At 47.2% G+C, this 13551-nt stretch carries 9 protein-coding genes; 3 read left to right on the forward strand and 6 right to left on the reverse strand.

Annotated features, from left to right (window positions below; genetic code table 11):
- Positions 1-81 precede the first annotated feature (81 nt).
- The 4 genes from trpB to SP90_RS16155 all read right to left on the reverse strand — a co-directional run bounded on the left by trpB (position 82) and on the right by SP90_RS16155 (position 4503).
- Entirely contained in the window at positions 82-1305 is a 1224-nt protein-coding gene (gene trpB / locus SP90_RS16140; RefSeq protein ID WP_066858767.1) for a tryptophan synthase subunit beta, read from the reverse strand.
- 252 nt (positions 1306-1557) lie between these two features.
- Positions 1558-2838, reverse strand: a complete 1281-nt coding sequence (locus SP90_RS16145; RefSeq protein ID WP_066858769.1) for a 3-deoxy-D-manno-octulosonic acid transferase — start codon at positions 2836-2838, stop codon at positions 1558-1560.
- Between the two features lie 152 nt (positions 2839-2990).
- Positions 2991-3899 (reverse strand): D-alanine--D-alanine ligase family protein, encoded by a 909-nt coding sequence (locus SP90_RS16150; RefSeq protein WP_066858770.1) that lies wholly within the window; start codon positions 3897-3899, stop codon positions 2991-2993.
- Positions 3865-4503 (reverse strand): YfbR-like 5'-deoxynucleotidase, encoded by a 639-nt coding sequence (locus SP90_RS16155; protein WP_066858772.1) that lies wholly within the window; start codon positions 4501-4503, stop codon positions 3865-3867. The genes SP90_RS16150 and SP90_RS16155 overlap by 35 nt, the downstream gene beginning before the upstream one ends.
- Positions 4504-4711: 208 nt before the next feature.
- On the opposite strand from SP90_RS16155, the gene hypD reads away from it, so the two are divergent.
- Together hypD and hypE are read left to right on the forward strand one after the other, a co-directional pair.
- Positions 4712-5803, forward strand: a complete 1092-nt coding sequence (gene hypD / locus SP90_RS16160; protein WP_157471368.1) for a hydrogenase formation protein HypD — start codon at positions 4712-4714, stop codon at positions 5801-5803.
- 2 nt (positions 5804-5805) lie between these two features.
- Positions 5806-6828 (forward strand): hydrogenase expression/formation protein HypE, encoded by a 1023-nt coding sequence (hypE, locus tag SP90_RS16165; protein ID WP_066858776.1) that lies wholly within the window; start codon positions 5806-5808, stop codon positions 6826-6828.
- A 289-nt stretch (positions 6829-7117) separates the two neighbouring features.
- Here hypE and ung read toward each other — a convergent pair whose 3' ends face one another.
- Both ung and ftsY read right to left on the reverse strand, forming a co-directional pair.
- Positions 7118-7774, reverse strand: a complete 657-nt coding sequence (gene ung / locus SP90_RS16170) for a uracil-DNA glycosylase (protein ID WP_066858778.1) — start codon at positions 7772-7774, stop codon at positions 7118-7120.
- Between the two features lie 163 nt (positions 7775-7937).
- Complete coding sequence (gene ftsY, locus SP90_RS16175) at positions 7938-9605, reverse strand: signal recognition particle-docking protein FtsY (RefSeq protein WP_066858780.1); 1668 nt, start codon at positions 9603-9605, stop codon at positions 7938-7940.
- Between the two features lie 278 nt (positions 9606-9883).
- Between ftsY and SP90_RS16180 the strand changes: the two genes are divergently transcribed.
- The gene (locus tag SP90_RS16180; protein WP_066858782.1) at positions 9884-12175 is read left to right on the forward strand and encodes a PAS domain-containing sensor histidine kinase; all 2292 of its coding nucleotides are present in this window, start codon (positions 9884-9886) and stop codon (positions 12173-12175) included.
- Positions 12176-13551: the final 1376 nt, after the last annotated feature.

Below are 13551 nucleotides of genomic sequence, written 5' to 3' on the forward strand. Positions count from 1 at the left end.
TTTCTAAAAACACGCACGTGACAAAAACAGACGGCACTCTGTCTCCAGAGTGCCGTCTGTTACGCTCTATTTATTCATCACTTACAGCTTAGGAACAACGATTTCCCCAGCTGCAACCATCTGTTCGATCTGTGCAACGTCTTTATCTCCACGACCAGAGAGACAAACAATCAAAATCTGATCCTTTTCCATCTCAGGTGCAATCTTCATTGCATGGGCAAGCGCGTGGGAAGACTCAATAGCCGGAATGATACCTTCACTGCGTGACAGAGCAAAGAATGCGTCCATTGCTTCCTTGTCACTAATATATGCATATTCTGCACGACCTTTATCTTTTAAGAAAGCATGCTCTGGCCCAACGCTCGGGTAATCAAGGCCAGCAGAAATAGAGTATACTTCAGCAGGGTCGCCATTCTCATCTTTAAGCATGTAGGAGTTAAAACCATGCATAACACCCGGTTCACCAAGACTTAATGTCGCTGCATGCTGACCGTATTCAAGTCCACGGCCTGATGGCTCAACACCGATGAGGCGTACGCCTTCTTCTTCAATAAAGTCTGCAAACATACCAATAGCGTTTGAACCGCCACCAACACAGGCAAGACAGCAATCAGGCAAACGATCTTCCAGCTCAAGAATTTGGCGCTTGGCTTCCTTACTGATTACATGCTGGAACTCACGAACAATTGTCGGGTATGGATGCGGGCCTACAGCAGAGCCAAGGAGGTAGAAGGTATCTTCTGATGACTGCACAAGCTCTGCCAGAGCTTCGTCTACAGCTTCCTTAAGTGTTCTCTGCCCACTGGTAGCAGCAACTACTTTGGCGCCCATCATCTGCATGCGGAACACATTGAGCTTCTGACGCTCAATATCCACTTCCCCCATATAGATAGTACATTCCATACCCATAAGAGCAGCGGTTGCTGCGGTTGCCACGCCATGCTGACCTGCACCAGTTTCAGCGATGATACGTTTTTTACCCATACGCTTAGCAAGCAGGATCTGGCCGATAGTGTTGTTTACTTTATGTGCGCCAAGGTGATTCAAATCTTCTCGTTTAAGATAGATTTTTGCGCCACCAAGCTTTTCGGTAAGATTGGAACAGAGATAAAGAGGAGTTTCGCGCCCTGAGAAGTGAGAAAGGTAGTAGTTGTACTCGTTAATAAACTCAGAATCGTTACGGTATTTTTCAAAGGCTGCTTCCAGCTCGGCAAGCACCGGCTTTAACTGTTCAGGAACGAACTGTCCGCCGTACTCGCCAAAAAAACCCGCTGCTGTAACGTCTTTGTTCACTGCTGTAGGCATAATGAGTCTCCTTAATATGTTACGGCAGTGCTCAGACCATAAAAAAACCGCGGTCAGTTTGCACTACCGCGGTTTTAGTAAGTTCTACGTAAATTTTATACGCAGGCAACAACAATCCACGGCGCCTTTTACCAGCGCCACCACCAATTACGAAGAGAAAGAGTGGAAGAATTGTTTGTTTTCTGCATAAAGGAAACCTTAAAGCGAACTTATTTATTCTGTCAACAATTTTTGTTTTGAAAAAACACGACGCTATTGCGTGCGATTCATAAGCAACCACAGCGCATTAAGAACCTGTTCAGTACCGCCCTGACGTTCTTCAAGCCATGCGGCAAAGCGCTTCTGCACAGCCTGCGGCTTTGCAGCACGTTTTAGGATACGCATAAGCTGGTCAAAGACTTCATCGACATTATCCATGGAATACACCATGTTTTCATCGATAACGCCTTCTGCCCACTGGAAATTATGATAGCTGTACCCGATTACAGGGTTCTTACCAACGGCAAGCGGCTCCAGAAAGTTCTGCCCACCCAGCGGCGCAAGGCTGCCACCAACGAACACAGCGCGGGCAAGCTGGTAAGCGTATCCCAGTTCTCCAAATGTATCCCACAGAATAACCGTGCCCGGTGCAGGCGGTTCTGTGATTTGGGAGCGAAGCACAACAGGAAGCTTTGCTCCGTTCAGCATCATCTCCCAAAGGCCTATACGTTCCATATGGCGCGGGAAAAGGGCAATACTTGTTTTAGGGCGAGCCTCTTTCAAACGGATAACGAGATCAAGAATATCTGTCTCTTCTTCTTCCCGAACCGAACCGAGCACGACCAGCGGCGTATTCTTTTTCACCACTTTGCCGAGCAACGGGTTTTTGCCAGCTTTACGTCCAACAGAAACGCTGTCGAACTTGATATTATTCATTGTATGAACGCCCTGCTCACCGAACAGCGCGGCATATCTGCGGGCATCCTTATCAGAAATCGCATGCACCATTGCTGGTCGGATTCGCTTCCAAAACCTCGGCGCCGCCAAATATCCGGCCAAAGAGCGAGGATTCATGCGCCCGTTGAAGACTGCCACAGGAATATCGTTCACAGCACAGGCGGTCATAAGCCCCGGCCAGAGCTCTGTTTCAAGCAGTACAACAGCTTTCGGAGCAACCATCTCCACCGCACGTTCCATTAAATGAGGCTGATCATATGGAAAGTAGGTAACCAGAACATCAAGATAGCTTTTTTCTTCAGCAGCCCATGCCTTAGCTCTTTCCAGAACTTCAATGCCTTGCTTCGTGCAGGAAGTAAGCAAAATAGTCATCTGCTGATCATCCGGCATTTCACGAAGCATCTGCCAAGCGAGGAAAGCTTCTCCGCCTGAGGCAGCCTGAATCCACACATGTGCCCGTTTTGACCAGCCATACGGCACCAACCGCTGGGCAAGTCCATGTTTCAAACGTTTGTTGCGATCAAGAATAGGTCGGGCAATACGCCATGCAGTTCCATAGACTGCAAGCATCATATTGTGCGAGAATCCAAGGCTCATAAAAGCATCCTAAGTTTGAGAGTGAGTCTGCTAACCAAATCCTTTAAGCGAGCATGCAAAAGCGCAATGCACGACAACGCAATCCTTACGGGCTGACGAAGAGCTTTCTCCACAACCGCAAGAATACATCATCCTGACAATGCGCAGTGCCATTACTCAGCAGCCAGTCCGAGTTCAATCAGTCTGGCAATAAGATCATCAAAAGAAAGACCGACAGCGGCAGCTTCCTGCGGTAACAAGCTAGTTGCGGTCATACCCGGCAGGGTATTCACTTCCAGCAAATGCAGGCTGCCGTCCGGCGAATAAATGAAATCTGTGCGGCTGTATCCACGAAGTCCAAGAGCTTTGTGCGCTTTAAGCGCGAAGTCCTGCACCTGTGCAGTAATCTCTTCCGGTAATGGAGCAGGACAAATCTCGCGTGCGCCACCCGGACGGTACTTGGCGTCGTAGTCAAAGAATGCAGCACCGTCTGCAGGCTCGATAAGTACTGGCGGAAGAGCTTCTTCTCCCAGCACGCCGCATGTAACCTCAACACCTTCTACCAACGGTTCAACAATGAGTTCGCTCTCCGTTGCAAATAAGGTATCGAGCGTTTCAGCAAGCTCTGCTTCGCTTGCAACCCGGCAAAGGCCTAAGCTTGAGCCACCGGTATTTGACTTAATGAAGACAGGGTAAGAAAATTTAGGACGCCAATCCTCAGACGGACGTTTTGCCAGAAACTCCCACTCAGGAGTCGGCAAACCGTGAGAACGAAAAACCTGTTTCGAAACAGACTTATTCAGCGCAATAAAGGAGCCTACTGCGCAGCTGCCCTGAAACGGGCATTTCACAGAAGCAAGCATTGCCTGCACCATGCCGTCTTCACCCGGGGAGCCGTGCAGGTTGATAAACGCAAAATCATGACTGCGCGCTACAGTCAACAACCCGTCGAGGGAGTGCTGCGGATCAAAAAAAGTTACAGTATGACCAAGACGCAGCAACGCTTCGTGAATGCCTTTGGCACCATTAAGCGAAACTTCCCGCTCGCTAGACCACCCGCCCGCTATCAAAAGAATATTCATGTAACGAAATTCCTAATTGTTCGGAAAAGGCCAGCTCAATCTCTTGGGCAAGCACCTTTGCCTTCATTATATAGTCAATAATCCTGTCTGTCCGTCCATATCGGACAACAAGATCTTCGAACCGTTCATCCAGAGACACAACACTATCGTGCATGACTCGCTTGTCTGCGTAGATAATCGCCAATGGCAAAAAACACAATTCAGAATCAACCGGCCAGTCCCACTGGACATGGTGCATCACGCCCTGTGCTACGTAAGGGTTCCCCGTTTCAGATAAAACGATTGAGCCCCCAATCCATGCGTGATCACCGCCAAATTCTATGGTATAGGCCTTGGCGATATCGTGAAGCAGTGCGCTTGCTGTAACGCTTTCCACAGAAATGTTCTGACCGCGATCATTTGCAAGCACCGCCATTGCGGCAGCAACATGCGCAACCTGTTCGCTGTGCGCACGAATATGCTCAGGCATTGAATATTTGTCCCACAACGCAATGCACTCTTCCCGCGTGGGAATATGCCACTGCGGGTTAACAGGAAAGTGATGGAACGGTAGTATTCCGAATCCTGCGCATTGTTTGTGTTGAGAGTCAGACTGCGACCGCATAAAAACCTCTATATGTCCGGCAAGATAATTACAAAAAAAGACCGGCTTTCAATGTTTTGTAGCAAGCGGGTGCAAAAAAAGCAAAGGCAGCTTACACGCCTACTTTTTCCGCCCCGTTGACACCGAGAATCTGAAAGCGTAGCAGTATTCAGTGCGCGGACACCCTGCCGCATCTTGCCTATGATCCAACCATGTAAGGATGAACACCATGAATGTATCTGATTCCTTTAAAGACCCAGAATTATGTAAAAAACTTCTGGAACAGCTGCATGAGGAGCTTGATTCTCCACTTCGATTTATGGAAGTTTGCGGCACGCATACAGTAGCAATTTTCCAGAGCGGACTTCGTCCGTTATTGCCTAAAGAAATCGTACACCTTTCCGGCCCCGGCTGTCCCGTGTGCGTGACACATGAAAGCGAAGTTGCAGCATTTCTTGACCTTGCAGGAAAAGATAACGTCATCCTTGCCACATTCGGTGATCTGATGCGCGTACCGGGTCCTAAAGGACGCAATTTAAAGCTCGCCAAAGCAGAAGGTGCGCGCATTGAAATTGTGTACTCTCCACTGGACGCGTTGAAGCTGGCTCAGGAAAACCCGAATGATACTGTGGTGTTCCTTGGCGTGGGTTTTGAAACCACTGCACCGACCATTGCCGCATCCATTCAAATGGCAAAGCAGCAAAATCTGACAAATTTCAAAGTACTTTCGTTCCATAAGCTGGTTCCACCAGCACTCAAGGTATTGCTGGAAGACCCAGACTGTGCAGTAGACGCATTCCTTCTTCCCGGTCATGTATCCACAATTCTCGGTATGGAGCCGTACCACTTCGTTGCAGAGCGCTACAACACTCCGGGCGTTATCACAGGCTTCGACCCTGTAGATATTCTGGAATCCCTGCTCATCATGGTCGAGCAGCGCAAGAACGGCAAAGCTTCTATTGTGAACCAGTACAAGCGCGCTGTTTCCGATTCCGGTAACGCTAAAGCACGCGAAATCATGTTCTCTGTATTCAATATTGCTGAGGCTCAGTGGCGCGGTGTCGGCACCATTCCAGAGAGCGGACTCGTTATCAAAGACGAATACGAAGAATTTGATGCCCTGAAAGCCCTTGATATCACCCTCACTGATGTTCCACAGACACCAGGCTGTAAATGCGGCGAGGTGCTTAAAGGTAAAATGCAGCCAAGTGACTGCCCGCTCTTTGCAAAAGGATGTACTCCTGCAAAGCCAGTAGGCCCTTGCATGGTTTCCACCGAAGGCAGCTGTGCTGCGTACTTCAAATATCAGGTGACAGCATAATCATGAACGAATCTACACTCCTTCTCGACCACGGAAGCGGAGGCATGGCCTCCAACCGACTCATCGGCGATCTCTTTTTCAAACACTTCGGCAACCCGATTCTGAATGAAATGAACGACGCTGCTCTGCTGGACATCAGCGGCCCTATCACCATGAGTACGGACAGCTACACCGTTGACCCGATATTCTTCCCCGGTGGCAACATCGGTACTCTTGCCATCCACGGCACAGTCAACGACGTCGCCATGCTCGGCGCAAAGCCACGCTACATTTCCTGCGGCTTCATCATTGAAGAAGGACTGGAAATGAGCACGCTCGAAAAAATCGTCATTGAAATGGCAGAAGCAGCCAAAGAAGCAGATGTTCTCATCGTTACAGGTGATACCAAAGTGGTTCCGCGCGGCTGCGTAGACAAAATTTTCATCAACACAACAGGCATCGGCGAACTAATTCTTCCAGAAGCAACCTCCGGTGCGCACGCAAAACCAGGTGACGCGATCCTCGTTTCCGGCACAATGGGCGACCATGGCCTGACTGTCCTTTCCAATAGAGAAGGCCTCAATTTCGCCACAGACGTACAAAGTGACTCAGCACCGCTGAACCACATTGTCGCAGCACTCATTCAGGAAATTGGCGACATCCACGTTCTGCGTGACCCTACCCGTGGCGGCCTCGCCACCACCCTCAACGAGATTGCTGTGCAGTCAAACGTCACAATCAATCTCAAAGAAAATCAGGTTCCCGTTCGTGAATCCGTACGCAACGGCTGCTCATTCCTCGGCCTCGACCCGTTCTACCTCGCAAACGAAGGTAAGCTCATCTGCATTCTTCCACAGGAAAAAGCAGAAGCAGCCTTGAATCTCATGCGATCAATGAAATACGGGGAAGAAGCCACGCAAGTGGGCACAGTCCTCGCTCCAGAAGATTCACCAGCAAAAGCCGGTCAAGTCATTCTGGAGACACCACTCGGTGGGCACAGACTCCTCAACATGCTTGAAGGTGAACAACTGCCGCGCATTTGTTAGTCTGTTGTCTCCGACGGCGCTTGCCAGCGAGGCTTTTGTTGCCTCCGGCGGCTCTCCGAGGGACAAGGGCTCTGCCCTGTACCCGCAAGGGGCTTGCCCCTTGACCCCGTTTAAACGCGACCCAATCCGTCTCATAACTCGTTGGAAGCCGCGTAACCACTACCTTTCGAATATGAAAAAGGCTGTCCCCTTTGATAAGGACAGCCTTTTTATTTTTTACGTAGCAACATCATTCTAAAAAAGAACGTTAACTTTTTCGACCTGATGCAGTAACGCGTGTATCTTTTATCTACCAGTCAATCTCAGGCTGATTATGCTTTTGTAACCAATCATTGGTGAGCATAAAGTGGTTACAGCCAAAGAACCCACGGGATGCTGAGAGAGGAGACGGATGCACAGCTTCGAGAATACAGTGGTCATTATCAGCAATAAGCGGCTTTTTATCCAGAGCATGTTTGCCCCATAGAAGAAAAACTAGATTTGAACGCTTACGACTGATGGCTTTAATAATATCGTCCGTTACGGCTTGCCAGCCAAGCTTTGCATGTGACGCAGCTTTCCCTTCCTGCACCGTCAGAGTTGCGTTAAGCAGGAGTACTCCTTGCTTTGCCCAGCGCGTAAGATCTGTCGAAACCTCACGTTTCACGCCATTATGAAATTCCGCATCAATCTCTTTGAAAATGTTTCTGAGCGAAGGAGGAAACTTAGCCCCTTCCTGTACAGAAAAAGACAATCCATGCGCCTGCCCTGCTCCATGATACGGATCCTGACCGAGAATGACCACGCGAACCTCATTAAAAGGTACAGCGTTAAGCGCGGCAAAAACCTGCTCTTCAGGTGGAAAAACCGTGTGCTTTTTTCGTAATTCTGCCACTTTTTGCAAAACTCGCTCATGCCTTGCTTCCTTAAAATACGGAACGGCTTCGCACCAATCGCTTGGAATCATCCTCTTCTCCTCCTCTCGAAAAAAAGACGGACAGGTCTCCCCATCCGCCTTTCATACTAACAAACTGCAACGCCATTTCCCTTAATCGCGGTCAAGGGGGCGTCCCCCTTGCGGGTGCAGGGCAGAGCCCTTGCCCCTCGGAGAGCCGCCGGAGGCAACATGCTTACTCTTCCGGTGTATCCTCAAGTCCCAGTAACGCGGCTGCGAAATCAGCGCCATTAAACGGTCTGAGATCTTCCATTTTCTCACCAAGGCCGATGTAGGTAATCGGGATATTGAATTCCATTGCGATTGCTACAACAATACCGCCTTTTGCAGTGCCGTCGAGTTTGGTGAGAATAATCTCATCGAGCTTGGCAACTTCATTAAACAGCTTAGTCTGCGACATCGCATTCTGACCTGTTGTTGCATCGATGGTGAGAATGGTGCGGTGTGGTGCACCTTCATGCTTTTTACCGAGCACGTTACGGATTTTCTGCAGTTCATCCATGAGGCCGACTTTGGTCTGAAGACGACCTGCGGTGTCAACGAACAAGAGGTCGTACCCTCCTTCAACGGCTCTTTCCACTGCTTCATAGGCTACGGCAGCAGGGTCTGAATTTGCAGACTTGGCGTGGAAATCAACACCGATTCTATCTGCCCATACCTGAAGCTGTTCAATTGCTGCAGCACGGAAGGTATCCCCTGCGGCGATAAGTACCTTTTTACCCTGAAGCTGTGCGCGGTATGCAAGTTTAGCGATAGTGGTTGTTTTACCTACACCGTTAACGCCTACCATCAGCACCACTTCCGGTTTGGTAACTGCTGTAATGCGAGGACCTGTTTTGAAGATTTCTTCCAGTTCTTCGCGCATAAATTCTTTAAATTTCGCGGGATCTTTGGTTCCTGCTTTGCGCACACGCTCACGCAGACGTTCAACGAGCTTCATGGTCGGTTCGAATCCAACATCAGACATGATGAGGATTTCTTCAAACTCTTCCCAGAAGGATTCATCAATCTCGGAGTGTGTTGCGAGCAGTCCGTCAATCTGCTTGGTAATCTGTTCTTTTGTCTTGGAGAGTCCCTCAGACAACTTGAGGAACAGACGGGAACGCTCGTCCTCTTCATCTTCAAGATCAAGAGCAAGCGCTAAACGGTATTGAAGTTCTGACCGGAAATCGCTGACATAGTCATATTCCATGTCATCCAGCCAATCAGCAAACTTGGCAATAAATTCTTCGGCTTCGGCTTTGGGAGCATCAAGTGCGTCAAAGAAGAAACGCAGACGTTCCCATAACGGGTCGCCAACTTCTTCAATGCCATCCAGTACGTGCTCAAGCCATACAGAAAGTTTCGGCTCTGCTGCACGCAACGCAACAGTAAGGTCTTTCTGCCACTGAGGCTGATCATCTGTGATCAATGTAGCAGTTTCCGGCTTAGCTGGTTCTGCCGGAGCAGGCTCGACTGGCGCTGGTTCAACAGGAGCAGGTGCAGGCTCTACCTTTGTAGGTTCTTCCTGAACTTCCGGTTCTTGCAAAGCTTCTTCAGGCTGTTCTTCTACAACCTCTTCAGCTTCTTCGGTTTGAATGAACTCAGGTGTAAGAACGATTTCTGGTTCCTCAGGGGATTCTTCCTCAATCGTTTTTTCTGGTTCCGGAACAACTTCTTCGGCACCGCTTTCCTGTGCCTGTGCAACAGGTTCTGCTACTTCTGCTTGTGCATCATCCGTAGCTGTCTGTTCTGTACTTCCAGATTCTTCCTCCGCATCGGCTTGTACAGCACCTTCAGGTGCCTGATGCTCAGGAGAATCTTCTGCAGTCCAAAGTCGTTTCAGTTTAGAAAAAAAACCCATAGTCCATCCTTTACATAACAGAGAAAAACGCTCTGTTGTTTTTTATCATACTATCCGAATCGGAATACTTTGCTTATTACAGCACCAGAGTCAAGTACTCAAGGCTGTGAGGCATTCTTCACGAGCCGGCTCTCTCCCGTTATTTTCCTCTCAATATGGCATTAGATGCAGCAGATATTGTTAAGTACTTTTATTGACTATTAAAATCTTTTCTATATTATTATGACTCGTTTTAAACAATCTCTGCCCATTCTAGCAACGGGAGCACAGGAGAGTATATGCAGAGTTTTAAAACCAATAAAATTGTGCAATTTTTTTGCGTAAATTCTTTATCACGCAATTTATTACTCGGCACTGTAACTATTGTATGCACAACGATTCTGTTACTGAGCTTTTTCCAATACTCCCAAGTCTATCGTCACTCACTTACAACAGTCGAACAAAAGACATACCACAAAATACAAAACCTTTCTAAGATACTAGCTGTTCCTGTATGGAATATTGATCTAGATACTGTAGAACGAGTTCTCTCTGTATTTTCAGAATCGAGCACGGTACTACAGATACGGATTGATGAGCCTGACGGAAAACTGATTGCTGAACGAATCAGTGATACAGAAACTTCTGCAGACCACATTATTTCACGAGATATTTTTTACAATGATCAGAACATAGGCAGGCTGACAGTACACCTTTCTTTTGCCAAATTTCGACAAGATCAAAAAAAGAAACTCTTCATCGACTTGTTTACTGTTGGCTTGTTACTCGTTGCTATCCTTATTTTAACGCAAATAATATTAGATAAATACCTCAAAAAGCCCCTTACCCAATTGAGTGACATGATAACTCAATTGCGTACAGGTACCTACCCTGATCATTATCCAAAACTCAGCACGCGTGAGCTGCAAGACATTGCCACCAATTTTGAAGAAATGGCAAAACAAGTAGCGTTACGCGAAACAGAACTTACCCGCATTAACAAACAACTGCAGGATAATATCGAAGAAAGAAAGCGTGTAGAATATGAACTGCGATCAAGTCAGGAGCAATTCAGCCTTATTGCTGCTTCAACAATGGATGGTATCCTCGACAGAAAGCTGGATGAAGATACCTTACGCTACACCCCACGCTGGAAAGAGTTGCTGGGATATTCTGATGACGAGCTGACAAACTCCATAGCCCTCTGGCTTGATAAAGTTCATCCGGATGATCGTGAAATGACTGAAGCATTAAGCAACGGGCATTACTATGATGAATCAGGACGTGCTGAAATGGAATTTCGCATGTTGCATAAGGACGGCAATTACAGATGGTTCCTTGGACGCGGCCAACTGCTGACAGACCAGAATGGTAAGCCGTACAGGTTTATATGTTCCCACTCAGATATTACGCATAAAAAACAAGCTGTAGAGCGTCTTATCTCCGCAAAAGACATGCTCCAGAACATTATCAACTGCATGCCTTCCTTAATTGTGGGAGTTACGCAGGAGCTGACAGTTACGTTATGGAATGAGACTGTTGAAGGATATACCGGCATCAATGCAGAAGATGCCGAAGGCAGACTTTTCAAAGAGATGTTACCGGACTTATCCGACATTGAACCACAAATCCTGCAATCGTTTACCCAGACAACCCCTGTGTCTGTCCCTAAGGTTGCATCCACCCATGACAATGTCTCTGTAACGTATGATATTGTAATTTTCCCTGTTACCATCAATAATAAACAGGTGGCAGTGCTTCGCATAGATGACATTACAGAACGCTTACGCATGGAAGAACGTATTATCCAGTCTGAAAAAATGACCTCAATCAGCGGGCTTGCCGCAGGTATGGCACATGAGATTAACAACCCGCTCGGGGGCATTTTGCAGGGAGTACAGAATGTACAACGCAGATTCAGCCCGGATCTTCCGCCGAATGTACGTGCAGCAGAACAGCTTGGCTGTTCACTAGAAAAAATGACGGCCTACATGGAGCACAGGGAGATCTATGGTTTACTGGACGGCATTGCAGAATCAGGCAAACGTGCGGCATCCATTATTGCAAATATGCTTGAATTCAGTAGGAGTTCAAATACCAAACGTGTACCGTGTAACATTCATGATCTGATTGAGAAATCAATTGACCTTGCAGCAAGCGATTACATGCTGAAAACACAGCAACGATTCAGACAGATCAATATTATTCGAGAATTTGACGAGTCAGCATCACAAATATCCTGTGCCCCACAAGAAATTGAACAGGTTCTTCTTAACTTACTGAAAAATGCAGCGCAGGCTCTCGCAGCAGCTACACCGCCTGTAGAGAATCCGACAATCGCCATAACAACCCAACAGTCAAATTCGGGTGTTATGATCTCTATCGCTGACAACGGGCCTGGAATGAATGAAGAAATCCGTAAACGTGTATTTGAGCCATTCTACACGACGAAACCGGTTGGTGACGGAACAGGACTTGGGCTGTCTGTCTCCTATTTCATTATTACCAATAACCACAGTGGCAGAATCTCTGTTACTTCCGCGCAAGATCAAGGCGCAGAGTTCAGGGTATTTCTTCCGCACGCTATGTAATGGGGATAAGGTGTTCTTTGGTCTGACAGACAACGACGTCTTGTAAAAGACCATAAAAAAATGCACAATTTCCGGTGACCGGTAAGTTCATGAGTATTTCTCAAGAACCGTTGCTGTGCACGAACTTTAGGGTACGATCCACCCCGCATTCAGGGCAACTCTATTTGCCATTATGGTGGTACCGTTTTTCCGTGAGTTCATACCTCCTGTCGAGGTTGTTCCAGCAAACACCTTAGCCGCATTGTGCGCGGATTGAGGATCAACCCTTCGTGTGTGCGCCTGAAAGGTCACACCACGGTGCGCAATTGAGGGGATTGATGCAATGCATCGTTGTGTACCACGCGTTAAGACACCTGCGATAGCCACCGGCTAAACACTCCCGGAGACGAGCCACAGTGCTCACCACTTACAAAGAGAATAACACAGGATTATGGCCTGTCCATAGACCGGTAATCATGGGGCGTACGTATAACAACGAACGTATTCAGCGCATCATTTCCACTAAATACACCCGACTCATGCCTCACGCCCATACAAGCAGCTTGACATAACCTCTCGAATTGCCAGTTTTTTTGAAAAGCATTTTTTTTCATAATTTATAACAAACCGAGAATACGCAGGTGGGTAAAATTTTTTTTACCTTTCATGTACCCACTTACTAACAAGCCTTTGTTTCACTCAAAAAAGCCATCTCAAATATAATACCTCACGCTATGTCTTCAAGTTTCTCCAGCAAAGCTATACTTGCGCTAACACAACGGATCACAAGGCTAATCCAGCTACAAGCATGCTTATAGCCCTGTTACGCAGCTATCTTTTACCTTCTTTGGCAGTCCAGATTCAGTAATACAAGAAATCTAGCTCATTCGGCAGCTATCGACAGCTTATCTCCAACCATGCCCTGAGCATTCTCACTACACTAATCCAAAATGAATTGATTCTCTGTAGAAAAGCCCACGGTTTTCAATACCTTTTTCATTAGATTCAAATTGGCTCTACATCGTGAGGCATTATTTTTTCATTCGTCTTTTCAAGGCTTTATGAAATTGTACTTACTTGGCACACTCGAAAACAGCCTCGAGTGCAAAATTTTATACTGTCTCTGCTGGACTTCACCCCCCATAGTATAAAATTTTATACGGTTCAAAGCTCTCTCCGCAAAAGCGAAAATTTAATAAACCCATACATTACATATAGTTACTTTGAAGTTCATTGAAATATAACTATTGGCACACATCCTGCTACATAGAAAGTACTTCTTAAATTCACTAAAGACATATTTCGGCTTGAGGTGGCTCCTCAAGCCTTTGTCTTTTCTGGAGCCAAAATTTTTATTGGTATAGCTCCAGCTGCTGGAAATAAAAAAAGTGCCCTTG

This window comes from Halodesulfovibrio spirochaetisodalis, from assembly GCF_001672295.1.
In the GTDB taxonomy this organism is placed as follows: domain Bacteria; phylum Desulfobacterota; class Desulfovibrionia; order Desulfovibrionales; family Desulfovibrionaceae; genus Halodesulfovibrio; species Halodesulfovibrio spirochaetisodalis.

What these genes read in the sequence shown, in the direction of transcription:
- SP90_RS16180 (WP_066858782.1), top strand. Translation starts at nt 9,884, where the DNA reads ATGCAGAGTTTTAAAACCAATAAAATTGTGCAATTTTTTTGCGTAAAT.
- hypE (WP_066858776.1), top strand. Translation starts at nt 5,806, where the DNA reads ATGAACGAATCTACACTCCTTCTCGACCACGGAAGCGGAGGCATGGCC.
- SP90_RS16155 (WP_066858772.1), bottom strand. Translation starts at nt 4,503, where the DNA reads ATGCGGTCGCAGTCTGACTCTCAACACAAACAATGCGCAGGATTCGGA.
- ung (WP_066858778.1), bottom strand. Translation starts at nt 7,774, where the DNA reads ATGATTCCAAGCGATTGGTGCGAAGCCGTTCCGTATTTTAAGGAAGCA.
- SP90_RS16150 (WP_066858770.1), bottom strand. Translation starts at nt 3,899, where the DNA reads ATGAATATTCTTTTGATAGCGGGCGGGTGGTCTAGCGAGCGGGAAGTT.
- trpB (WP_066858767.1), bottom strand. Translation starts at nt 1,305, where the DNA reads ATGCCTACAGCAGTGAACAAAGACGTTACAGCAGCGGGTTTTTTTGGC.
- hypD (WP_157471368.1), top strand. Translation starts at nt 4,712, where the DNA reads ATGAATGTATCTGATTCCTTTAAAGACCCAGAATTATGTAAAAAACTT.
- SP90_RS16145 (WP_066858769.1), bottom strand. Translation starts at nt 2,838, where the DNA reads ATGAGCCTTGGATTCTCGCACAATATGATGCTTGCAGTCTATGGAACT.
- ftsY (WP_066858780.1), bottom strand. Translation starts at nt 9,605, where the DNA reads ATGGGTTTTTTTTCTAAACTGAAACGACTTTGGACTGCAGAAGATTCT.